This is a genomic window from Psychrobacter sp. 219-2-C (genome assembly GCF_049560815.1).
Classification (GTDB): domain Bacteria; phylum Pseudomonadota; class Gammaproteobacteria; order Pseudomonadales; family Moraxellaceae; genus Psychrobacter; species Psychrobacter faecalis.
Genome location: NZ_CP186933.1, coordinates 1,735,813 through 1,761,030 on the forward strand (window position 1 = coordinate 1,735,813; position 25,218 = coordinate 1,761,030).

Below are 25,218 nucleotides of genomic sequence, written 5' to 3' on the forward strand. Positions count from 1 at the left end.
ATGCACCGGCTATAAGTTTTTGTATATTTATGCTAGGCTTACGCTCGCAGATAGCACATCTTGGCTAGGTAAACGCCGAGCAATTGTGCTACTTTACATCTATACTGTTTCATCTAAAATGTTTTAACTAATAAATATCCCATCAATTCATAGGAGTGTGCCATTGTGGCGAAGATTGTTGTAATCACTTCGGGTAAAGGCGGTGTGGGCAAAACCACGACCAGCGCTTCTTTTGCCGCCGGTTTAGCATTACGTGGCTATAAGACAGTTGTTATCGATTTTGATGTAGGCTTACGTAATCTAGACTTGATTATGGGCTGCGAAAATCGAATTGTTTATGACTTTGTCGATGTTATCAATGGCAATGCCCGCCTGTCACAAGCGCTGGTAAAAGACAAGCAACTAGAAAATTTATATATCCTGCCTGCCAGTCAAACGCGTGATAAAGATGCGTTGACAGACGACGGCGTTACAGAAGTCATGGATGAGTTGTCAAAGCAGTTTGACTATATTATCTGCGACTCGCCTGCTGGTATTGAGCGAGGTGCGCAGCTGGCAATGTATCATGCAGATGAAGCCATCATCGTCACCAACCCTGAAATCTCTTCGGTACGTGACTCGGACCGTATCATTGGTATCTTGCAAAGCCAAACCAAAAAGGTCATTGAAAATCAGGGCACGGTACGCGAGCATTTAATCATCACCCGCTACAACGCCGACCGTGCTGCCGCTAACGAGATGATGGATATCGATACCATCTCTAACGATATTTTAAAGGTGCCGTTACTTGGTGTGGTTCCTGAAAGCCATTCAGTGCTTGAAGCGTCTAACCATGGCGAGCCGGTGATTCATTATACCGATTCAGTGGCTGGTCAATGTTATGACGATATCGTCGCCCGTTTCTTAGGAGAAGAGCGTCCATTACGTCATATTGATGTGAAGAAAAAGAGTCTACTACAGCGCTGGTTTGGGGGTTAATGATGAGTAAGAAAAAAGGATTTTGGAGTAGCTTATTTGGTACGGATGACAGCAGCAGTGCTGGCAGTGCTAATATGGCAACTGAGCGCTTAAAAGTTATTGTTGCAAGCGAAAATCGCTTGAATAACCGTTTGACCGCTGATCGTATTGAAAAAATGAAACGTGAGATACTAGAAGTGGTCAATAAATACGTCAACGGCGTACAGATTGATGATGTTAATATCAACCATCGCTCTGAAGACAGCCTCGATGTGCTTGAGATGAATATCAGTTTACCTGAACATAAAAAGTAAACGGCATAACTTTATATTTATAGCGTTTGCTAGTATAGCTGGCACAAAAAAAGCCTTAAGTTTCATACTTAGGGCTTTTTTATACGCGCTCTTCCCATTTTTAAGTCTTTATTTCATACGCGCCATAATATTGTCTTTTTTAATGAATTGATGATATAACGCGGCGCCAATATGAATCAAAGTAAAAACGATAATCATCGGCCACAGAATATCGGTATGCCAGTCATTAAAAAGCCGTGCCAATCCTCTATCGGGGGTGACAAAGACAGGGATTTGAAATAAGCCAAAAATATCAACGGCTCGGCCGCCATATACCGACATCAGCAGCCCTGCGGCAGGCATCGCAATTAACAACGCATATAAAGCAAAGTGGGATAATTGTGCAAGCAGCATTTGCCACTTTGGCATTGCCAGAGCTGGTGGTGCTTTAGTAAACAGCCGGCTGATCACGCGGGCTATCATCCAAAATAACAAACTGATCCCAAATGCCTTGTGTAATCCGATATAGACCTTACTATCAAGATTGTCATATAACAGTATCATGATCCAAGTGACCAGTAATAATAAGGCGCTAACCCAATGAAAGATTCGACTAGCAACCGACCACTTTGTCAGATTTGAATGGATGTTATTCATAGTATATTTTATCGCTTCCTATTCATCGATACTTATAGGCGCTGACTGATACGGATCAAATGACAGTGTTAAAAACCTACTAGCTGGCAAATTAATACAATAACTATTTATCCCAGCTCAAGGCTAATAACTTTCTTTAGAGCTAACACTAAAGCCCATGATAAAAAGCGTCACCATGAGCAAATTAGCTATCTAAGTCAACCAATTGATGGGCGATTTTATCCAAATCTGGCACTACGTAAACCGTATCATCGATCATCACCGCTTGGAAAAGGTAGGATAGCACAACATCTTCTTGGACGCGCTGCTGAACGGTATCAGTTTTGCTGTCGGTTTTGATAAAATGCTCAGGCAAGTCGATATCTTTGACGTCGGAGATACGCGCCTGTAGTTGGCGGAGCTCGCCTGCTGTCTGTAGCGCGATACGATGCGCAGTAGTATTGCCTTCTAAAATAATCATCTTGTCCGGCGTTTGATGGCGCGGTAGTAGATGGAACACAGCGACTTCTTGTTGTTGCCACTCATAAGTCCATGTATGTTCACTATACTCATCGACACTTAAAATCAAACTACTAGGGATAAGCCAATCCGGTTGGTCGGTGGCTGGGACAATCGTTACGTCGAGCATACCATTGTTGGTGGTCAATAAGCTCACGGCTTCAAATGAGTGCTTTAGAATCTGTTTCATATGTCGCTCACAATAAATGACTACGAAGAGGCGGGCATCGCCCTTTCAGCAATATAATGGGTAAGTTTTTCTGCTAAGGCTTTGGGACTACCGACAAACTGACAATAACCTGAATCAATAATAGCTTGCGGCTGACTCGGACAAGCGCTTGAGCTTGGGTCTTGCGCCCACAATTGACTGTCATTATCTTGGATTAAGCTTAAATACTGCGAACCATCATTTCCCATCCCAGAGAAGATAATATTGATAAGCTCACTGCCATAAACATCACTGGTATTTTTCAAGATTTGACCGATAGCTGGCTTATAATCGCCTTCCCACGCCTGATCCATTAAGATGATACGACCAGTTGAATCGCAAACAATTTGTTTATCAATGGGTACAATGAGGCATTGCCCGCCGCGCAAACGCTGTGAGGAAGTTATCAGCTGACAGCGCCAGTCATTATGGCGATTGAGTATGCGTGGTAGCGTGCCTATCATCGCTTGGTTAAAATGATGGGCCAGTAAAATACTCACAGGCAAGGTGGGTGACAGATGATCTAGAAATTCTTTGACCGCACTAGGCCCGCCCATCGAAGCACCTAAAAATACCACATAATGCCAATCGTTAGGCTCATTTTGGTAAGCCGTATTCTTATAAGCAGGGCTATCTATTGCATTACTCAATAACGGCAACGCCAGCATTTGGGCAAGTTTGCGCTTGAGTTTGCGCTGCCATTTGGCATACTGCTCAGCTTCATTAAGATATGGCGCCTGGCTAAATCCGACTAGAACGGTAGCAGGTTGAGCGGTAGTAGTCGCTACTGCCATATGCTCATCGTAATCACCATCTATGAGCCAAATATCAATCGGCGCTGTATAGCGGCTCAACCTATTTTGTAATTGTGCCCTTGATACGCAGTCAACCAGCTGCAAACCACAACTACGCACGGTATCAGAAAAAGCCATGCGCTGATGGTGGTCTTCTGCCACCACCAGTACCCTGATATCGTTTTTATGCTTATCCCTTAGTATTAAGGCAGGTACATTATCCTTCATTGACTAAGCTAGCCTCTATACCCAATAAACCTTGGATTTTATTAAGAAGCTGGTTTTCTTGGAAAGGTTTGCCCATGTAGTCATTGACCCCAATCTCAAAAGCGCGCTCGCGATGCTTTTCACCGGTACGTGAGGTAATCATAATAATAGGCAGCTTTTGCAGGCGGCGGTTATGACGTACTTGCGACGCGACTTCAAAGCCGTCCATACGCGGCATTTCAATATCAAGTAACATCAAGTCTGGCGTGGTTTCTTGTAAAATCTCAAGCGCATCGATACCATCTTTGGCAAGGACCACATTGAAACCTTGACGCTCTAAGAAACGTGAGGTCACTTTCCGTACCGTGACTGAGTCATCGACAACCAAAATGGTGGTTTTAGATTCTGTACTGCTACGAACACTGATAGCAGGTTTTGCGACTTCTCTGCCTAAAGCAGCATTTCGCATCAGTGCAATCAGATCCAGAATAAGCATGACCGAGCCATCACCCATGATGGTTGCCGCTGAGATACCCGATAGATTCGAGAATTGCTGGCCTAAAGGTTTTACCACGACCTCAATACGTGACCCTGCGATTTGATCAACCTGTAGGGCCATGTTTTGTCCACTACGGTTTTTGATAATAATTAGTGGCACACTGGTGTTAGTATTGACGACCAGCTCATTGAGTTTATTACCTGATAAAATCTCATTCAAATAACGCACGCGATAATCATTATCTTCAAAGTTAAGCGTAGCGGCACCGGATTGATAATAGTCATAAATTCTTTCTGGACTGATACGTACGACACGCTCGATCTGCGCTAGCGGTATCGCATAATAGCGGTCTGCGGCGCGAACCACCAACGCATCAGACACCGCAACCGTGAGCGGCACACGCATGGTAAAGCGTGAGCCTTTACCAAGCTCTGACACCACCGATACTGCCCCCCCTAGTTGACGAATTTCACTAATCACCACGTCCATACCAACACCGCGACCTGATATTTGCGTCACTTGCTTACTGGTACTTAAACCAGCATTAAAGATATACTGCATAATATCAAGGTCGCTTAAACTAGTATCTTCAGCGTCAATTAAACCTTGAGAAATGGCTTTATTGCGTACTGCTTCTACATCAATGCCGCGTCCATCATCAGTTAGCTGGATAATGATTTCACTACCTTCACGCAGGACTTCTAAAGTAATTTGTCCATTACGTTCTTTACCTGCTTCTAAGCGCGTTGCAACCGTTTCAATTCCGTGATCGACCGCGTTGCGTAACATATGCTCAAGCGGTGAGGTAATGCGCTCCAAAATGGTTCTATCCATTTCGTCATCAGCATTGATAATCTTTAAATCAACCGACTTGTTTAGCTCATTGGCCGTTTGGCGCACGATACGCTCAAGCCGTGGCGTTAGGCGGGTAAAGGGTACCATCCGCGAATTCATCAAGCCATCTTGCAGCTCAGTTTGCGTCCGCGATAATTGTAGCAATAGACTTTCGCTGTCGCGCATCTTTTCAAGTAAGGTATGATTAATATCAACCAAATCCGAGGCCGACTCGGTTAAAGATTTCGACAGTTGGTTTAGCGAAGAATACTGATCCATCTCTAGAGGATCAAAGCCTTCATGATTGACCAACTCATCATCAATCTGCGATAAAATCTGCGCTTCAAGCTCAATCTCCATCCGGCGCAACTGATCCGCTAGACGTTGTACCGTCGTTCCCATCTCTTCAATACTAGTGGTCAAGCTACTCATACCCATATCGATACGCGCACGGTTGATCGCTGATTCACCTGATAGGTTAATCATATGCTCAATGAGGCCACCTGAAATACGAATCATCTCATTGTTACTGGCGTTCTGTTCTTGCTCAGTCGTATCAGCCACCATCGGCGGCATCTCACTGATATCTTTTTGGATATAGGTAGATTCTTGCTTTTCTTTCGCCAGCAAAATAGCATCGCGCTGCGGTTGCAACGACTCTTTTGGTATATGTTTTAAGCTATCGGGGTTTTTACTAAATTGCTGCAGCGCCTCAATTAATAAGTCTGGCGTTGGTGGGTTCACCTGTTGCGAGAGAATAAATACCGCATCTGCCAGCCAATCGTGACAGGCTACCAGTAGCTCCAAGACTTTTTTGGTAGCAGGTCGGCGACGATCAATAAAATCGGTATAAACCGATTCCATTTCATGGGCAAGGTCAGCGATACCACTTGCGGTCACCATACGCGCACCACCTTTTAAGGTATGTAAGTCGCGCTGTAGGGCCTGCAATGCAACTGTATCACCGGCATCACTTAAGAATGCTTGGAGATATTCATTGCGGTTGGTCAGCGCCTCTGCTTCTTCTAAAAACACCTCTAAAATATCTGGGTCAGGTAAGCCGTTCGCCCAAGATTGTTTTATAATTCTATCTAAACTTAAGAAGTCTGCCGTCTTTTCGATACGATGGGTGTATTCATCGGCGCTGATTTGCGGTTCAGCAGCAGCCTGATGTTGTGGCATTGGTACAATAAGCTCAACGTCTTTTGGTAACGCTGCTGCTTTTTCAAACTGCTGCAGTTGCTCAATCAGTTCAGGCGTAAAAAATGATTGCTGATAGCGGACAATATGCGCCACTTGCAATGACAAAGTATCTTGCACGACTTGCATAATTTCAAGCCACTGCGCCGTTGGCGTACGTCTTGCTTCAACGAACGCCTCATAAATACTCTCCGCCTCATGGGTCAAATCGCCAATACTGCGTATGCCTGCCATACGTGCACCACCTTTGATGGTATGCAGGTGGCGCTGTAAAACTTTTAAGGTATTGATATTGCTGATATCAGCACGCCATTTACTAAAGCTATCATTGAGCGCATCATCAAGCTCCTGCGCTTCTTCTAAGAAGATTTCTAATAGCTCAATATCGGTATCGATAGTTTCAAGCGCAAGCTCAGGGGCAGCAATACTTTGCACTTTAGCAGTATTTATTTCTTCATGAATACCGATGTTCGACTCAACACTTGCTTCTGCATCAATATTAATTTCTTTATTATCAGCAGCTTTTTTATCATTGCTAGTGCTGTCATCACTTTGAGCAATGCTTTGTAGGCGTTCGATAACCTGCTCGTCAATTTTCAACGAGGTGCTACCCGCTAAAGCATCAAATAAACCGACTAGCTGACAATGACCTGCAAGTAAAGCGGCTTGAATATCAGTATCGCGAGATTTTTCAGGGTGATGACTTAAATAAGTATAAGCATTTTCCAATTCGCTAAGAATTAAAGCAAACTTTGGTACATCTTGTGCTTTGTTAGCTAGATGTTTTATTTGTGAGATTTGCTTTGCTATATAACTTTGAATCTGTTCTTGCTCTGCATTATTAAAGACCACTTCTAGCTGCCATTCTGCATCTAGTAACTCATTAATATCATCATCTAATAATTGGCTTATCGTTGGTCTATCATCGGCTGAGTCTTCATCATCGTTAATAGTGTATTGCTCACCAAGCATGGCTTGTAAAGAAGCAATATCTTGCTGACTTTGCGCCTCTTCTGACGAAGCTTCTCGCTCCTGCACATCGCTTTTATAATTGTCTAGATAGCCTTCAATCAGCATCACAGACTGAGCGAGCGCTTTTAAATGCTGAGCATTCATTGGCGTGTCCTGCTGCTGCAAAAGCTCCAAACTTTGCTCTATCGTCGTGCCAACCTCACTGATTGCCGTCAAAGCACTAGCGCCAGATGCTGCTCTTAGCGTATGAAAAGCGCGAACAATTTCATCACTTACAGCGACATAAGGCTCGTCTTGGTGATCAAAAACAAAGTCTTTAATGCTTTCTAACAGCTTTTCAGCCTCTTCAACAAAGATATCGAAAAAGATTTGCTCTTCTTCGCTTTGAGGCGTCAAGATGATGGGCGCTTCGGCCATTTTTTCATTTACCGAATGAATGGTTTGCAGCGTGCTATCAATGCTACTGTTACTTTCGGCAATGTCATAAGCAGTGTCATCAGCAAGTTCTTGATCTGTATTTTTAACATCAGAATATTGCGCTGTGCTTATGTCCTGCTGCTGCTCAGAACCATCAAATAGTTGTTTATGTAGCGCGCGGTAGCTGAATTCATCACCTAATTGCTTACTAAAAGCCTGAGCACAAGCCACCCATAACGGTACAAGTGCAGGATAATCTTGACTGTCATTTTCAAAGGTAATTAATAGCGTTGGATAAGCAGCTAACACATCACCGATAAGCTGCTGTATGTCTGCAGACGCTACAATTGTATTATCCAAAATACGGTTGAGCATATTTTCTATCGACCAGGCTAGCTCAGCGCTATAATTAGCACCAACCATACGACCCGAGCCTTTTAAAGTATGGAAACCGCGACGAATATCAGTTAACTGGCTTAAGTTATCAGGAGTAAGCTGCCAATGCTCATATAAGGGCACAATTTCTTCTAGAACTTCATTGGCCTCTTCTATAAATATCTCTTTGATATCAGGATCAGCATCGTTAGCATCTGTCGGTAGCGACTGCGCCGCTGTCATAAATGGGGTTAATACGTCTGGTATCTCTAAATCCGTTAATGAGGCTGAAAAGTCTGTTTCTACTTCAAAAACTTCGTCAAAGTTGCTAACAGAGTCATTTATGTCTAGAGTATCAACTTGTTCGGTATTTAAGAATGTCTCATCTGTCGATTGCGTACCCTCATCTAGTACCGCATTATTTTTTTCAACCTTACCTGTAGAGAAATTACCATCAAATGCCTCTAAACCTGTATTGATAGGCTGCTGGCTTATTAAGTTATTGCTTTGCAAAATGGTAATGGCTGGATCAAAACTTGGTGGGTTCTGTGCTGCAAAATCAGCCAACATCGCTAGTAGATGCTTAGTGGTTTCTGTGACGAGTGCCACGACCTCATCGGTCACTGGTAGGGTTTTGTCCAACAGACGGTTGAGTAAGTTTTCAATAGACCACGCCATCTCACTGATACTAAAAGCACCAACCATACGCCCTGACCCTTTCAAGGTATGAAAGCCTCTGCGTATTTCAGTTAATGGCGTTAAATCTTGCGCATCTTGCTGCCAAATAGGTAAGAAATCCTCTAAATCAGCGACGACCTCTTCCACCTCTTCAATAAAGATCTCGCGAATATCTTCATCAACATCAAAGTTATCAGGCTTAAGCTCACTGCGAGCATTTAATAAAGCGGCGCTTTCTTTTTTATCGCTATGGTTTGTGTTATCGGTTGAATCAATGTCTTCATTAGCAACCGTAACAGGCGCAATCTCGCCACTATCATCGTAGCGCAGTACATCACTTGTCGCTTGCTTTTGCGTTAAAAAGGTATCATTAACGGTTTCAGGCGCAGCTATATAGCCACTAAGTAGTGTCGCCGCTTTGTCGATATATTCATGAGCTTTGGTCAATAAAGGCTGATCGAAGACCTGCTGCGCAAGATAGTCGAGCAGCAATTCGATAGAGGTTAAACCTTCGGCTAAGGCCTCGGTGACATCCCAGCTCAGTACGGCAACATCATGAGTGGTTAACTGATCGAATATATTTGCTATTTTATCGGTCGCTTGACGGATAGATGACAGGCTCATACTGTCAAAAGCTTCGCCAATGTTAGAAAAATCTGCAGTGTCTGGTAATAGTGCTAGGTCTTGGCGCTGAATATAATCACTAAAGCCTTGCTTAACGTCTTCAACCGCAATACGCAGCTCGCGCAGCTCTTTAACGTCTGTCTTAATTTGGTGGCTACTTTCTATCTCTAAGCCATCCACTTCATCATGAGTAATGACGTCAGCCGCAGGTATAAAAGAAGCCGCGCTTCCTATTTTACTTAAGATAATTTGTTCGGTATTGTAGATAGCGTTGTATAATTCTTGGAGACGCTGCTCAATTTGCCACTGCTGTTGTGATTGCTCTTCTACCACTCCAGTTTGGGCAATTAAGTCACGTTCTATATCTGCTAGGATAGATGTTGCTTGCGAGGCAAACAATGTCCAACCACGACTTTCTAGCTGATTGCTGATTTGTTGTAGTGGTTTAATTAGGGTTTGCGGCTTATCAAGGCTAAAAACAAGCGTATCAATATCACTTAAGATACGCGGTAAAAAGCGTGTTTCGACCTCTTGCGGCGCTACCCTTTGCAGCATAGCTTGCGTGATATCGCCCTGTTTGGCAAGGCTGTTGATTTCGATATAAACATTCGCTATTAGCTCGCTGATAACACTCGGCGATAGCGCTTTTTGATGGGTGTTCGACTCTATTAACGCATCTAATTGACTCAATAGCGCGGCGTAATACTTAGGTCGCGGCGTTTCGTTATGGGCAAGGTCATGTAGCCAAGCTTCAGTCAAATACCAAAGACGCTGCAAATCGGCATCTGCTGCGGTTTGCCATAAGTATTGAGCAACTTTTTCTAAAGTCGCCAGTATAGAAGCGTCATTGGTATCAGCAGCAAGTAACGCTTGCGCTTGTTGACGCCAAACCAATAGCAACTGCTGAGACTGCGCTTGGTCTAAACTGACCACTGCTGTACTAGCAGGTACCGCAATATAAACAATATCGTTAGTGGCAATGCTAGCAAGACTGCCCCCTTTAGAGTCTAAAGAAGCATCTACAAGGTGATCAGTCACTATATCATAACGTGCTAAAACTTGGGTAAGCTCAGCTGATGTTTTATTTATTAAAGCGCTATGAAAATTGCTCGTACGTGCGTAGTAAAGCAGCTCACGTGTAAGCAGTCGATGCCCTACTTGACCAATACGGCTGGCATCAGCACCGAAATTGTCTATTTCTGCCCCTGCAAGTAAGCTGAGCTTAGTAGCCAAATTTGCCAATATCGGCAAGTTAATCATGGTCAAAGCGCCACCAATCTGATGATAGCTTTGTGCCATCTGCTCATAATCAGCGTTTTTTTCACCCAATTGCCAGCCATCAGCTATCTGTGATAATTGCTGATCAAACAGTGGCAGTAACCACTCAAGTGTCACCATGTCGTTGGGCTGGTTTTTCATAGATGTATCCTAACTCGTCTAGGCGCTAATTTAGGCACTGGTTTTTTGCCAGGCGTTAATCTGTGGGTGCGCAATACGGCGCATGTTTGAAGGACGCCAAAATAACGCCTCACCTGGAGCCAATATAATATAACCGCCTACTGCGCACTGCTCTGATAGCCGCGCTAATATATCGCGCTGATCAAACTTACGAAAATAAAGCAGCATGTTTTGGCAGACAATGACTTGTTGTAAATGCGGCGTTGGCGGTTTTTTGTCGATAATGTTGTGTAAAGCAAAGCGTACATGCTGTTTTAAAGTTGGCATCACCTGCCAATGCACGCGAGCGTTTTTATCTGTATTTTTTTGCGTAGACACAGGTAGAAAACGTAATTGTTCAACGATACTTGCTGGCCGCAATGGTTGAATAAATTGCTGGCAATCTTGCGGAATCAAAGCCAGTTGCTTATTGTCATACTGACCTAAACGTGCTTTTTTTAAAGCTTGCTGACTGACATCAGTCCCTAATATACGGTAATTGGTCAGCTGCTTTGCGGCCAAACTCATGGCTAGCGACCAAGTTTCTTGCCCACTGGCACAGCCGACGCTCCAGATACGGAATGAATCATCAGGATTGCTGGCATCAATACTAGCGCTGCTATCATTAGCATTGCAGCTCGTACTAGCAGCTATTAGCTGCTCTCGTTGCCACCGCAAGGCGTAATCAGTGATAAACTCTATAGAGGGCAAATGGCGAAAAAAGCGACTTTCATGAATGAGCACTCTATCTAACAATTGCTGGCGCAGCTCATGATTAATCGGCAACTGATGCCATAATTGTATGATGCTCAAACCATAGCCCAGTGCCGTTTGGCTGACGGCGTTGACCAACCATTTACGTTGAACATTTGGCAATATAAAACCAATCTCTTGTTCTATATAGCGTTGCCATTGCTCAGTATCAAAAGCAACATCATCCCACAAAGCCTCGGCTACCAAAGCGTCGGCTTTATTAATCATCAGACTGTCTTTTTGAGTATGATTATTCACGTGACCTGCTATTAATAGTGTTGCTCAACAGAAAAAACGAGTAGGGCAACTGCTTGGTTAATATTTCAATATCACAATCATAAGCTGATAACTAGAGATTACATGCTCGCCGAAACACTTTCATCAACTTCTAAATACTCATCTTCGCTAAGCTCTTGCTCCAACTGCTCGTCATCATTAGAGATCTTAAAGCCGGTGACCGACTCTTGCAGTGCCGCCGCCATTTCGCTCAGCTCGCCAATAGAGCGCGCTGTTGCCATCGAACCAGACGAGGTTTGCGAAGTAATATCTTGAATAATATTCATGGTATGCGAAATATGACCTGCAGACTCGGCCTGTTGTAGCGCGGCGTTAGAGATGTTTTGAATCAGGTCCGCCAAGGTATTAGAAACCGTTTGCACCTCTTCTAGTGCTTCACCCGCATCTTTTGCCAAACGGGCACCACGTACTACTTCAGAAGTTGTTGATTCCATCGACATCACCGCTTCACTGGTATCGGCCTGAATGGTTTTTACCAGCGTTTCAATCTGTTTGGTTGCGTTTGCTGAACGCTCAGCGAGACGCTGAACCTCATCGGCAACAACCGCAAAGCCTCGACCTGCTTCTCCTGCCATCGATGCCTGAATCGCAGCATTCAATGCCAAGACGTTGGTTTGGTCAGCAATATCGTTAATTAGACCAACGATATCACCAATCTCTTGCGAAGACTCACCGAGACGCTTGATACGTTTTGAGGTTTCTTGAATCTGATCGCGAATAACGTTCATACCTTCTATCGAGCGCTGTACAACTTCCGCACCGTTATAAGCAATGGCAACCGAACGCTGTGCAACCGTCGCTGACTCTGAAGCGTTATTTGACACTTGGTCAATCGAGACTGTCATCTCATTAATCGCCGCTGATACGCCAGCAATTTCTTGTGCTTGGTGCTCTGAGGCTTCAGCTAGCTCAACCGCATTCATCTGCGTTTGCTCTGAGGACTGCGAGACACGCTCAGCAGTACTGTTAATAACCAGTACCAATTGGCGTAATTGGTCAATTGCGAAGTTCACAGAGTCAGCAATCGCACCGGTAAAATCTTCCGATACCGTCGCGTTTACCGTTAAGTCACCATCTGCCAAATCGCCCAACTCATCTAGTAGACGCAAAATTGCAATCTGGTTACGCTCGTTCTCTTCTTGAATTTGGCGCGCGCGCTCAGACTCCGCTTCTGCTTCTTGACGACGGCGTAAGGTTTCTTTTTCAATCAATAAACGCTCTGAGCCGCCGCGTTGTTTGAGTAATTGGTATAAAGCGAATAAAACGCCCAGTACACCTACCACAAAAACAATCACCGGCAAGATGACTGATTGATTAAAATTGCTTAAATATTGACTGACCGACGACAATGAATTGACCAGCCAAAACAGACAAGCCACGCTCACTAAAGCACAAAGCCCTAATAACAGCTTCCATTTACTATTAGCATCTGTCGTTGTTTTATTCGTACCAGCTACAGGGTTGTTTATAACATCACTCATCGTGCCTATTCCTTTCAAACAATCGTCAAAGTCGTATCGTGACTGACTCTGAAATCATATTGCCATCAAAACAACAGTGATTCACAAAGCCTGTATGAATGCTGACATCTCATCAAACCATGTCAGCCTTTGTTCTTTTCTTGCTTTAATAAACACCCCGTTAATAATCGATGTGTTTATTAAGGTTGATGTATTTACCAAAAATCAATATTTAGAAAAAACAGCTAATTACTAGTTACTCACAGCCACTAGATGGCAGCATCGGTATATTGCAAGTCCTGTGCCAGTAAGCTTGGCATAAATACATACCAATCTTGCTCATCTTTGACAAACTTACCGTGGTTATAAGGCGCAAATGGCGAGCTCGGTTCAAGCGCTTCTGCTCGATATTGGTCTTGGGTAAACTGTTCAATACCCAGCACCTGATCGACCAGCAGTCCTGAAAACACATTATCGTGATCTATGACAATGACCTTACGCTGGCTCATTTGCGTCAATCGGCTAGGTACTTGTAAAAACCGCGACAAATCGGTTAACGGCAACAAGCGCCCGCGGATGTTGGCGATGCCGAGCATCCAAGGCTTTACTAAAGGTAAGCTGGTATATTCTGGCATGGACAATACTTCTGATACTTGACCCATTGGTGCCACCAAACGCTGACCGCCAATTTCAAATACCACGCCTTGCCAATCAAACTCCTTGCCGCCGCGGCGACCACTTTTGCGCGCGCGTGCTAAGTCTGCTATACGCAGCAGCTCAATAAATCCTCTGGATGCCACAAGCTACCCCATTACTTTACGAATTATCTGGACCAAACCACTTTCATCAATCGGTTTGGTGATATATTCTTTAGCGCCTTGACGCTTGCCCCATACTCGATCTGTTTCTTGATTTTTAGTACTGATCATAATAATAGGGATATGAGCAGTCGTTTTACCGCGCGTAATTTTGCGGGTTGCCTGAAAACCATTCATCTCAGGCATCACCACGTCCATCAAGATGACGTCTGGTAGATGGTCAACGGCCATCTGACAGCCCTGCTCTCCATTGCTCGCTTCTAATACTTGAAAGTTATTTTTAGAAAGCATGTCGCGAAATTTCGCCATCTCAGATGGCGAGTCGTCAATGACTAAAACAGTAGTCATAGGTGTTTCCTTTATTTTCGATGATATCCATTAGGATATATTGTTAAAACAAACCGATTAAAAAATAAATCGCATTGATTGAATGCCAATATGATTTACATCAAGATAAAAATTAAGCAGCAAGCACTCACTGTTAACCTAAATAACCGAGCTTATAATCTATTTTTTATAGCAGGTTTTTGACGCGCTACTATTAACGTTACTGATTATTTAACGATACTGGTTAATCGCCTCAAAAAGCTCATCTTTACTAAATGGTTTGGTCAAATACTCATCAGAACCAACAATGCGGCCGCGGGCTTTATCAAACAAGCCATCTTTCGATGACAACATAATCACCGGTTTGCTCGCATAATCTGGATTATTTTTTATCAAAGCACAAGTCTGATAACCATCTAAACGTGGCATCATGATATCTACAAAAATGATATCTGGATTGTTATCAACAATCTTCGCTAAGGCATCAAAACCGTCAATGGCGGTGACGACTTCACAACCCGCTTTTTGCAATAAAGTTTCTGCGGTACGGCGAATGGTTTTTGAGTCATCGATTACCATTACTTTTAAACCATCAAAGTTATTTTCCATTATCTCTGTCCTATAAACGACTATTTATTCGGGGTACTATTTATCAATATGAACGATCACACTAAGATACTAAGTCAAGCTGGGTGACGAATACAAGGAAATAAGCCGTCATCTTAATTAGACCATTGGTATATTTCGTATAAAAATAAATAGCTAAGTTTTTACGCTAAGTATCTGCTTGTTCACTAAGCATGGTTAATAGCGCACTATCATCCGTCACTATACGCACTTTGCGGCGAATTATCTTAGCAATTTGCACGGCATTTTAAGTTTTTTGATGCTTTATGATAGTAATACTAGCTTGCGCAAACGTACCATCCAGTCATAACTGCAAATGCTTATTTTCCAATTCTTCCGCTTCCCAATTGCCCTTATAATCGTTGTTAAAATGGCGTTAAAAGCAACGTAGAATAATTAAGCAGGAAATAATTCCTTTAAAACAGCACTTTCAATATAAACTCTTTTAAAATAAGCCCTTTTGAATGGGAACCTGCACAATCGTTAATACGGTTATATTTTGGACATTATATAGAATTAGGGCACACCTTACCGAATAATTTTCTTTTGTCATAAAAATGTATCAATATATTTTATTATGTTCGTTTTAGCACAGTTATGAGCGCTTTTCCAGTCATTTAATAAATTTATGTTCAAATAAATAACTGTAAATTCATCACTCTAGCCAAATTCTCCTCATTAACTACGCTTATCCTCAACTATTTATTTTTACGTGTGATCTAACGAGTGATACCTAGTACGCTGAAATTCGTCATTCAAAATCAGTAAATAAGAGTAATCATTTCACCGCCTCATAATTCCCTATATAATAAAAATTCGTTGACAAGGGTAATCGCTATGACAGGTTTTATAGATTTAAGGAGTTTGAAGGCTAAATTTTCAAGCACCATACTTTTAGCTTTTAGCCCATTGAAAAAGGGTGCGTATCTTTTGGGCGCGATGCTGCTTATCGCCTGCCAGCCCTCGCCGCCTACGTCAGAACCTGTTACAGCTGAAAATAGCGAGGCCTTTGACACGCCCCTGCTCATACGTGCTGATAGCATTACTATGACCCCTGATCATATCCTAAGCGTCAAACCAACCCGTTATCAGCCTAGCCTTGGCTTAGAAGGTGAGATTGAGCCTATCAAACAGGTAAACCTAATTGCTGCCCAAGCACTGACGGTAGAGCAGGTGTGGGTGAAAATAAATCAACGGGTCGAAAAAGGCGCACCATTATTCACCGTTCGACGGCAAGCAGCGCCTATTGACTCAACAGAGTCATCTGAACAAGCCGATGATGAAGTAGCAACTTCCTTAGAAGTAGAAGATGAAGTAGCAGATAATAAAGGTGAGGCCACTGAACCAAAACCGTCTGCCATCAACAGTACTCAAGCGGCGCCAAAAGACTCCACTGCTAAGAATTCAGATAATATAAAACCCAGTACAGAAAAAAATAGTGAGGATGATAAAGAAAATTCTGCTAATGCAAGCCGTCACGACTTAGACAATAATCAAGCTTCTAAGCATACAGAAACGGCGAATAATTTGATAACGGTACGGGCAAGCTTCGCAGGTCATATCGAAAAGCTATACGTCGAAAGCGGCCAACAAGTAGCACCGCGTCAACCTCTTCTAAAGCTTAGCGACGGGACGGAGCTGCATTTTAGCGCAAGCTTACCAATTGAAGCCAAATCTCAAATCTCCGTTGGACAAACGGTTAACTTCACGGCGGAAAGCTTGATAGATAAATTTACCGGTCAGGTCAGTAAGCTGACAGTCACTGAGTTACCAAAGCAGCTATTGGTTTATGTCAATGTGGTTGATAATGAAGTCAGTCGCAACCAAATACGACCTGATATGCAGGTGACTGGGCGCGTTGACTACGGACAAATAGAAGTTGGAACCATTGTTCCTAAGCGCGCCCTGCACAATGTTGACCTAACCGTGCTGCACAAACCGCCTTATAAGCCGCTGCGTCCTTTGCATGCTAACGTTTGGATTATCAAACAAGACCAGCGTTTGACGCGCCAGCCCGTCGAAGTCATCGAGTATGACCCGCTGACCAAACAGTATTTAATTGCCGGTATTACCAATGACAGTTTGATTTGTTTGGCGAATTTACCGGTGGAATCTGAAGGTAAAAAGGCGGTGGTTTCATAAGCGCCAAAGCTCGTAGTTACATTGTGTAGAAACATTAACAAAGCCTATCTTGTTTAATAACATTCTGTTTAGGCAATATAGCGTAAACTAATAGAGATTACGCTTTTAGTGAGAATTAATTGAGAATTAAGGGCATTGAAAATTTAGGGCGTGCTTATTTACAAAAACAGTTTTATAAAGACAGCATTGGTAGATAGGCACTTTTAAAGCAGTATTTTTAAACACCATTTTAAACAAACTATAACAACAACTAGAGGAAAAATTATGAGTAAGCAAATTTTATTAATTGAAGACGATCCAGATTTAGCCGAATTAATCAGCGATTATCTGACCATGAACTATTATGATGTACATCATGCAGGGCTGGGTCAAGAAGGTTTGGACTTGTTAGACGCTAAAGAGCGTGACATCGATTTGGTGGTATTAGATTTGATGCTGCCTGATATGGATGGCATGCAAGTTTGCCAAAAGATACGTGGCAACAAAAACAACATGACCAATAAAGTGCCGATTATTATGCTAACGGCAAAAGGCGACACCACAGACCGTGTATTAGGTTTAGAGATGGGCGCCGATGATTATATTGCCAAACCCTTTGAGCCGCGCGAACTGCTCGCGCGTATTCGTGCCGTCATTCGTCGTCATGAACAGCCAAACCAAGCTGACAGTGAGTCTGATAGTTTAACCTTTGGGCGTTTAAGCGTTTTCCCTGACAGTCATGAAGTCACTATCGATGATCAACCAGTCCGCTTGACGACGCATCAATTTCAGCTGCTGCATTACTTTGCTACCCACTCGGGCAAAGTATTAAACCGTGAGCAATTATGGCAAGCGATGCCAAACGATGATAGCTCGGATAACATTGATCGCGCCATTGACGTGCATATTTCGCGCTTGCGTGCGTTAATCGAAGACAATCCGCGCCAGCCAAAACGTATCATTACCGTACGCGGTGTGGGTTATCAATTCGCTACCGATCAGGTATAGTTAGCACATGCAATCAAACGCTATTAAATTAAGCCCGTATTGCGATAAACTTATTAAAATAAAATGAATAAAATGGTTATAAGCGTTTGATAATAGAGATGATTTAATGCAACAACTGGGTTTTCGTTCCGTATTTGCCAAACTATTTGCCAGTGTCATGCTGGCACTTATTTTATTTGCGGTAGCGATGGTTTTATTGACCCAGTTGGTACATGACAAAGACGCTGGTATTCGTTCAGAAATCTTAGCCACGCAAATTTTGGGTCAAGTCGACCCATTTTTGCATGAACTAAATATTGCTGTCAGTAAAGACAACCGCTTACAAGCGCGCTTTATGCTAGCGGTGGTCAAGAAAAGCTTTGATATTTTTGATGAATCACTGCAAGCAAAAATGGGGCTATATGACAATGAAGGTCATTTGCTCATGCAAAGCGACAACAGTGATTTGCCGTTAGAATTGCCTGCGCCGCCCTCACTATTAGCGCGCGTCTTTCCCTCATTTGCCGAAACCTCCCCAACCAAGCAAGCCCAAGTTTATAGTAGCACCGGTTATACGCTATTATACGAATCACGCTTGCCGCCTAAAAAACCTGTCCTCTCTGCCGCCCTAAACTTATTTACTGGTACGCTATTGCTGCTGCTTATCATGGCAGGGGTACTTTGGTGGATTGCGCGTACCATTACTTGGCGTATCAATCAGATGAGCCAACAAATGGCGCAATTGGGCGATGGCGACTTTACGGTGCGAGTCAATGCCCGCGGTAATGATGAGATTGCATCGCTTGCGCGCGGCTTTAACCAAGCAGCACAAAAAATTGAACACCTAATCAATGCCAATAATCTGCTATTGGCGCACGCCTCGCACGAGCTGCGTACGCCCATCACCCGTATTCGCTTACAGATTGAGATGATGGATATGCTGGCAGGGGCCTTGCCGAGTGATACCAAAGAAAAATTTGATAAGCGCGCCCAAGCCATCAATCGCGATTTGTCTGGATTAAATGATTTGGTCGAGAGTATTTTGCTGGTCAGTCGTTTAGATGCTGGACATGCGCTACAACAAGTTGAGCATTTAGACTTATATGACTTAGTAAACCAAGAGCGCCAGCATTATCCTGAAGCAACCTTGATTGGCGAGCATATCGTCATCGATGGTCAATCGTCGATGCTGACCCATTTAATACGTAATCTCTTGACCAATGCTATGCTGCACGGCAAGCCGCCAGTTACGGTATTACTTTACGGTGTGCAAACTCTAGATGAAGCTGACGCTATTCCCGATTACCTTTTGCAAACCATACTGTGCAGCAGCTTTGTCGATTACAACAGCTCAGACTTTGATTCTTATGACGAAGAAGCGCCTGATAGTAACCATGCGCTTGAAATTGATCAAAACGCCCAACCAAATGATGACGCCACTGTTCCTAACGATAATGTTGTTCTTAGCGACAATAAAGCCACCTCAACCTTAACGTCGACAGAAGAAGCGTCGACCGCAACGTTATTACCAGCGCCAGTGATTTATAAAAATGGTGAAAGCATCACTGTGGATGCTGAGATTAATGGCAATATTGATAGTGATAACAGCACAGATACTGATAAATCATCGACTGCAAAAACTATTGACTCATCTAATGAGCGAAACAATGACCTAAGTAGCACCACTGAGATCGAAACCTTTGTTGAGCCGTCGTTATTACTTACCTATCAGCGCTTTACCACTGATCTGACAGAAAAAATTAAAAAAGTTATTTGGCGTGCGGTTCCTGAACAACAAGAAACTTCCATCAACGACATCGATGACAAGACTATCAATAAACAGATAGAAGAAGCGGATAAAAACGTTAGTACTGAGAAGGATGACGCCAAAAGTGCCACCAAAGACCCTAATAGAGAAAACGGTAATAAAGAAAACGGCGACACGGCAAACGCTACCCGCAAAGAAGGCATATTTAGTAAGCATCTCAAAAAGCCGAAAGCTGAGCCAACACGCCCGCTACCAAAATTTGCGGTGCTGGCGGTGATTGATGAAGGCGAAGGTATCCCTGAGAATAAACGCGAAGAAGTCTTTAGCCCCTTTGTACGCTTACAGCAAAAAAACAAAGGCTCAGGGCTTGGTTTATCGTTGGTTGCCCAGATAGTGACGGCGCACCAAGGCCGTATCATTACAGATACCATCAATGGTCATACGCGATTTTTAGTGGTATTACCCGTCAAGCACGACCCTCATTATCAGCATGACAGCCGTCACTAATCTCATCAGCTAACCAGACTACAGCCAAGATTATCCGTTAATCATGGATGTCCATATCCAAAACGCTGCATAATATGCTATATTAGCGCCCCTTATTATAGGGTTATTGAAGGTTGATTTTAATTTGCGCACAAATGGCAAAAGAGCCTGCAACCGCTTCATAACCATTAAAATATTTATTAAATTTTGAGCATTCCATGAGTGACATGATTGTCTTAAACGATGTGACCAAAAGCTTTTTAAGCGACCGGTCTATAAAAGATAAAGACGGCAAGCCACATTGGTTTACTGCGGTTGAGCCGACGTCTTTAACGGTAAAACAAGGCGAAATCTTTGGTTTAATGGGTTATTCGGGCGCGGGCAAATCTACCTTGCTGCGTCTGATTAATTTACTTGAGCGCCCAGATTCCGGTCAAGTCATCATAGATGGTACCGACTTGACCACCTTATCGGCCAGTGATTTACGTATCGCCCGCCACAATATCGGTATGATTTTTCAGCAGTTTAACCTGATGTCCAACCGTACTGTCTATGATAATGTCGCCTTTAACTTAACGGTGGCAGGTTATCCGCGCGCCGATATTTATAAGCGGGTGATGGACTGTTTAGAAATTGTTGATTTGACTGACCGTGCTGGGCACTATCCTGCGCAGCTATCAGGCGGACAAAAACAGCGTGTTGGTATCGCCCGTGCGATCGCGCCTAGCCCAAAAGTATTATTGGCTGATGAGCCAACCAGTGCGCTTGATCCTTCAACCACACGCAGCTTATTGACTTGTCTGCGTGATATTAATGAGCAGCTTGGCGTCACCATTGTCATCGTCACCCATGAGATGAGCGTCATTCGTAGGCTATGCGACCGCGCTGCATTGTTACATCAAGGGCAGTTGCTCGAGGTTGCCGATATCCGCGACGGCCTGATTCAGGCCACGACCCCGATTGGCAAAGGCTTGGTTCATGAAGATTAAGAGGCAGGAGAATAGACATGTTAACTGGTGCTGAATTATCCGCCTCATTGGACAAGCTGCTCGCGCTACGTAAAGAAATTATGCAAGCGTTCGTCGATACCTTTATTATGCTGGGTATTTCGACAACGGTCGCCATCGTCATCGGCGGTCTGTTTGGGGTATTCTTATTTTTATCCAGTGATCGGCAGTTTTTGCAAAATAAAACCTTGTATGGTGTCCTTGGTGCGATCACCAACTTTATGCGCGCTTTCCCGTTTGTGATTTTGATGATTGCCATGAGTCCTTTTACCAAAGCCATCGTTGGTACGGGTATTGGACCGATTGCCGCGTCACTAGTACTGGCGATTGCCGGTTCCTTTTACTTTGCACGTTTGGTCGAGCAAAATCTGCGTGAAGTACCACGCGGCATTATCGAAGCAACGGAATCTATGGGTGCCCGCCCCTTGACCATCATCAAAGTATTGCTCAATGAAGCGCGCTCAGGTTTGGTATTGTCCGTGACCATTTTATGTATCAGCTTACTGTCGTTTTCGGCGGCGGCGGGTATGATTGGTGGTGGGGGTTTGGGTGATTTGGCCATTCGTTACGGTTATTATCGCTATCAAACTGAGGTGATGGTCTTTATCGTTGTGATGCTATCGATTATGGTTATCGGTATTCAGGCGTCTGGTAATTGGATTGCCACCCGTTTGGATAAACGTTAAGCCAAAAATTTAGTCTTTACCCTCTCTATTATGGTGATTTCACCTTTTATTTTGAGAGGCAAAGACTGTTTAATATGAATAATACTCAAGGTTTAATGCCGATTCATCCTAAGCAAATGCTTGACTTTGTAACTGATTCCCTTTAATTTTGATACTATCTTAACAGCCTTTAACTTAGCAGCATTACTATTCATAATGTTGCTTTTTTAATGCGGATTTTTACTGTTGACATTTAATCCCTATTCCCTCCCCCTTATTAAGGAAGTTTCATGAAATTAACAGATATCAGCCGTCAACTGGCGACCGCATTGGCCACCGTTGGCGTATCAGGCCTTGTATTGGTCGGTTGTAATAACTCATCAGCGCCAGAAGCTAGCAAAGAGCCCGTCACTGAAGGTGCTACTGAAACAGTGGGCACAGAAACGGCAGCGGGCAACGATATCGATCCTGAACATAGCAAGATTGTGATCGGTACCACTGAAGGCGATTTTGCTGATATGGTTCGCAACCAAGTAAAAAGCTCGTTAGAAGCGCAAGGCTATGAAGTTGAGCTGGTCACCTTTACTGATTATGTACGTCCAAACATTGCTTTGGCTGATGGCGATTTAGACATCAATATCTTCCAACATAAGCCTTATCTTGATACCTTTAAAAAAGAGAACAATCTTGATTTGGTCGAAGTCTTCCAAGTGCCAACTGCGCCACTTGGCATCTATACTGGCAAAAAGACCAAGCTTGACGAAGCCTACAAAGGCATGAGCGTTTCTGCGCCTAATGACCCAAGTAACTTCGCCCGCGCGTTGGTCATGATGGATGAGCTTGGCTGGATTACCCTAAAAGACAATATCGATCCTCTGACCGCCTCAAAAGCCGATATCGCTGATAATAGCAAATACGACATCAAAATCGTTGAGCTAGAAGCAGCCCAGCTGCCACGTGCGCGTGATGAAGTAGACTTTGCTGTTATCAATGGTAACTACGCAACCGATGCGGGTATTAAGCTGACTGAAGCGCTATTCCAAGAGCCAAGCTTTGCTTATGTCAACTGGTCTGCCATCAAAACTGCGGATAAAGATAAGAAATGGGTCAAAGACGTGACCAACGCTTATAACTCAGAGGCCTTTAAAAAGTATGCTCACGATAGCTTCCCAGGCTACAAATACCCAAAAATCTGGGGTGAGAACACAGCTACTGCTGCTGCAGCCCCTGCAACCGCTGCTCCTACAACAGATACTGCACCAGTTACCGAAGCTGCTGCTCAATAGTTAATATTCACCATTGTAAAAACGATTAATTCGGATAAATAAAACGTTTTTACAGTTAAAATTGCCTTGATTTGAAAAAGCCCATTATTTTGAATAGTGGGCTTTTTTGCTCTTAAATTTTATTGAATGGGTACAATCAACGACTCGCAATGACGTTACAGCCTGTTTGTGGTTTGTAGGAAAGCGTCACTTACTCTTTCACTTAGCCTATTTTCTTTTTATAGTGGCTAAGCTTAATAGAGAATGTGCCTTAATATAAGCTTTGATTTAATAGAAATCGACGCTTAATAAAATCTAAGAAATTTATATGTCTGCTCAAATTCTCTATTAATAACGATAAGAACCATTAATAAATCACAAAAAAACAAGGATAATAATATGCGTGCTAAAACTTATAATATTCGCACCGCTGGACAAGCGAACATTCCGGTACTCGGACTGGGTACATGGCAATCAACGGGACAAGACTGTATCGATGTGGTCAGCCAAGGGCTACAAATGGGCTATGAGCATATTGATACTGCCCAAGCTTATGATAATGAAGTCGAGGTGGGAAGAGGCATTAAGCAATCAGGCGTCGCGCGTGATAAGTTCTTTTTAACGACGAAAATATTTCCTGATGACATGAAGTTTGAACCAGAAAAACTTATCGCTGCGGCCAAGCGCTCGCTAGAAAACTTAGATACTGATTATGTTGATTTACTGCTGCTGCATTGGCCTGATGATCGGGTACCTTTATCTGAAACGATGCCAGCGCTTTGCGAGCTACAAAAACAAGGGCTGACTCGTAATATTGGGGTATCTAACTTTAATATCGCCAATATTATCGAGGCTAAAAAATATGCTGATGTGCCGATTGCGGTTAATCAGGTTGAGTTTCACCCCTTTATTAAGCAAAACACCCTGCAGACTTTTTTAAACAATCACCATATTTTATTAGAAGCTTACTCGCCGCTTGCTCGTGGTGATGTGTTTGATAATGAAATCATTAAAGACATTGCTGATAAGCATGGGATTACACCAGCGCAAGTTTCACTAGCGTGGATTTTATCTGATAAGCAGCGTATTGCGATTCCAAAAACGTCCAATCCTGAACACTTACAAGGCAACTTAGATGCCGTCAAGGTAACGCTCAGTGCGGATGAACTTGAGAAAATCGGTAGCTTAGCGCGTAGCGATGGGCGTAAAATAAAGCATCCAGATTATTCACCAGAATGGGATGATTAGTAAGCCATAGTAATGTAAAAATGAGAATAAGCACAAAAAAAGCCAGTGATAAAGGTCACTGGCTTTTTTATATTGAATACTTTTTATAATAACCATTACTGCTGCAAAGTATCGGTCTTATGGACTTTTTCGGCAGGATTATATTGTTCAGAAGAAGGCACTGCTCCACTGCGATTATTTTCTTTCATCGATTTGGCGACTTCTGGCGGCATATAGTTTTCATCATGCTTGGCCAATACTTCGCCTGCGACAAAGGTATCGCCTTGCATTTTACCCGTTGCTACCACGCCTGAGTTTTCAGCGAACAAATCTGGCAAAATACCTTGATAAGTCACCGGCACGGTTGATTCAAAGTCGGTGATCGCAAACTCCACGCTTAACGGGTCATCTGGCGCACGTTGAACACTACCGGCAACGACCATGCCGCCAGCGCGGATACGCTTATCCTGAGGCGCTTCACCTTGCGCAATGGCGGTGGCGTCAAAGTAGTAATCGGTCTGTTGCCCAATGGCATAAATCACCAATACCACGGCAATCGCCGCCCCTGCAAGCGTAAACATAACCCACATCAGTTTTTTGCGACGAACTGCGTTCATACCACTACCTCATTGATGAGTCGCTGTTCTACAAACTACTCGTCTGCAAAACAGAAAATATTAAAGAAATGCTTATTGGACTGACTTGACAATAAGCCCGTCCAACCGTACTTTTCTAATACCTATATGGTAGCATTTTTTGC

Annotated in this window: 18 protein-coding genes and 1 pseudogene; 9 read left to right on the forward strand and 10 right to left on the reverse strand. The window is 43.4% G+C overall.

Annotated elements, in window-relative coordinates:
* Positions 1 to 165 precede the first annotated feature (165 nt).
* Complete coding sequence (gene minD, locus ACPEGP_RS07060; protein ID WP_068408121.1) at positions 166 to 978, forward strand: septum site-determining protein MinD; 813 nt, start codon at positions 166 to 168, stop codon at positions 976 to 978.
* A gap of 2 nt (positions 979 to 980) precedes the next feature.
* The gene (minE, locus tag ACPEGP_RS07065) at positions 981 to 1,271 is read left to right on the forward strand and encodes a cell division topological specificity factor MinE (RefSeq protein ID WP_200661789.1); all 291 of its coding nucleotides are present in this window, start codon (positions 981 to 983) and stop codon (positions 1,269 to 1,271) included.
* A gap of 108 nt (positions 1,272 to 1,379) precedes the next feature.
* Here the strand turns inward: minE and ACPEGP_RS07070 are convergent, their stop codons facing one another.
* The 9 genes and pseudogenes from ACPEGP_RS07070 to pilG form a co-directional block, all read right to left on the reverse strand.
* Entirely contained in the window at positions 1,380 to 1,907 is a 528-nt protein-coding gene (locus tag ACPEGP_RS07070; protein WP_144296721.1) for a cytochrome b, read from the reverse strand.
* Between the two features lie 184 nt (positions 1,908 to 2,091).
* The gene (locus tag ACPEGP_RS07075) at positions 2,092 to 2,595 is read right to left on the reverse strand and encodes a hypothetical protein (RefSeq protein ID WP_200661787.1); all 504 of its coding nucleotides are present in this window, start codon (positions 2,593 to 2,595) and stop codon (positions 2,092 to 2,094) included.
* A gap of 20 nt (positions 2,596 to 2,615) precedes the next feature.
* Positions 2,616 to 3,635: a chemotaxis protein CheB gene (locus tag ACPEGP_RS07080; RefSeq protein ID WP_201589483.1), complete on the reverse strand. Its 1,020-nt coding sequence runs from the start codon at positions 3,633 to 3,635 to the stop codon at positions 2,616 to 2,618.
* On the reverse strand, positions 3,625 to 10,632 hold the full coding sequence (locus ACPEGP_RS07085; protein ID WP_423813008.1) for an Hpt domain-containing protein: 7,008 nt from the start codon (positions 10,630 to 10,632) through the stop codon (positions 3,625 to 3,627). Before ACPEGP_RS07085 ends, ACPEGP_RS07080 begins: the two co-directional genes overlap by 11 nt.
* Positions 10,633 to 10,662: 30 nt before the next feature.
* The gene (locus ACPEGP_RS07090) at positions 10,663 to 11,661 is read right to left on the reverse strand and encodes a CheR family methyltransferase (protein ID WP_423813009.1); all 999 of its coding nucleotides are present in this window, start codon (positions 11,659 to 11,661) and stop codon (positions 10,663 to 10,665) included.
* 182 nt (positions 11,662 to 11,843) lie between these two features.
* Positions 11,844 to 12,848 (reverse strand): annotated as a pseudogene (locus ACPEGP_RS07095) (methyl-accepting chemotaxis protein); the annotation flags it as partial.
* 581 nt (positions 12,849 to 13,429) lie between these two features.
* Complete coding sequence (locus tag ACPEGP_RS07100; RefSeq protein WP_201589492.1) at positions 13,430 to 13,960, reverse strand: chemotaxis protein CheW; 531 nt, start codon at positions 13,958 to 13,960, stop codon at positions 13,430 to 13,432.
* Positions 13,961 to 13,963: 3 nt separating this feature from the next.
* Positions 13,964 to 14,326: a response regulator gene (locus ACPEGP_RS07105; RefSeq protein ID WP_068403521.1), complete on the reverse strand. Its 363-nt coding sequence runs from the start codon at positions 14,324 to 14,326 to the stop codon at positions 13,964 to 13,966.
* A 210-nt stretch (positions 14,327 to 14,536) separates the two neighbouring features.
* On the reverse strand, positions 14,537 to 14,914 hold the full coding sequence (gene pilG, locus ACPEGP_RS07110) for a twitching motility response regulator PilG (RefSeq protein WP_045453505.1): 378 nt from the start codon (positions 14,912 to 14,914) through the stop codon (positions 14,537 to 14,539).
* An 855-nt stretch (positions 14,915 to 15,769) separates the two neighbouring features.
* On the opposite strand from pilG, the gene ACPEGP_RS07115 reads away from it, so the two are divergent.
* The 7 genes from ACPEGP_RS07115 to ACPEGP_RS07145 all read left to right on the forward strand — a co-directional run bounded on the left by ACPEGP_RS07115 (position 15,770) and on the right by ACPEGP_RS07145 (position 24,479).
* Positions 15,770 to 17,074: an efflux RND transporter periplasmic adaptor subunit gene (locus tag ACPEGP_RS07115; RefSeq protein ID WP_423813010.1), complete on the forward strand. Its 1,305-nt coding sequence runs from the start codon at positions 15,770 to 15,772 to the stop codon at positions 17,072 to 17,074.
* A 264-nt stretch (positions 17,075 to 17,338) separates the two neighbouring features.
* Positions 17,339 to 18,061, forward strand: coding sequence for a response regulator transcription factor (locus ACPEGP_RS07120; RefSeq protein ID WP_144296730.1), 723 nt, complete (start codon positions 17,339 to 17,341; stop codon positions 18,059 to 18,061).
* Between the two features lie 106 nt (positions 18,062 to 18,167).
* Positions 18,168 to 20,315 carry an ATP-binding protein gene (locus ACPEGP_RS07125; RefSeq protein ID WP_423813011.1) on the forward strand — a complete coding sequence of 716 codons (2,148 nt, stop codon included), beginning with the start codon at positions 18,168 to 18,170 and terminating at the stop codon, positions 20,313 to 20,315.
* A 197-nt stretch (positions 20,316 to 20,512) separates the two neighbouring features.
* The gene (locus tag ACPEGP_RS07130) at positions 20,513 to 21,283 is read left to right on the forward strand and encodes a methionine ABC transporter ATP-binding protein (RefSeq protein ID WP_068403535.1); all 771 of its coding nucleotides are present in this window, start codon (positions 20,513 to 20,515) and stop codon (positions 21,281 to 21,283) included.
* 17 nt (positions 21,284 to 21,300) lie between these two features.
* Entirely contained in the window at positions 21,301 to 21,987 is a 687-nt protein-coding gene (locus tag ACPEGP_RS07135; protein WP_201589498.1) for a methionine ABC transporter permease, read from the forward strand.
* Positions 21,988 to 22,256: 269 nt separating this feature from the next.
* Positions 22,257 to 23,252 (forward strand): MetQ/NlpA family ABC transporter substrate-binding protein, encoded by a 996-nt coding sequence (locus ACPEGP_RS07140; protein WP_423813012.1) that lies wholly within the window; start codon positions 22,257 to 22,259, stop codon positions 23,250 to 23,252.
* A 378-nt stretch (positions 23,253 to 23,630) separates the two neighbouring features.
* Positions 23,631 to 24,479 carry an aldo/keto reductase gene (locus tag ACPEGP_RS07145; protein ID WP_423813013.1) on the forward strand — a complete coding sequence of 283 codons (849 nt, stop codon included), beginning with the start codon at positions 23,631 to 23,633 and terminating at the stop codon, positions 24,477 to 24,479.
* 95 nt (positions 24,480 to 24,574) lie between these two features.
* Here ACPEGP_RS07145 and ccmE read toward each other — a convergent pair whose 3' ends face one another.
* On the reverse strand, positions 24,575 to 25,075 hold the full coding sequence (ccmE, locus tag ACPEGP_RS07150) for a cytochrome c maturation protein CcmE (protein WP_423813014.1): 501 nt from the start codon (positions 25,073 to 25,075) through the stop codon (positions 24,575 to 24,577).
* Positions 25,076 to 25,218 lie beyond the last annotated feature (143 nt).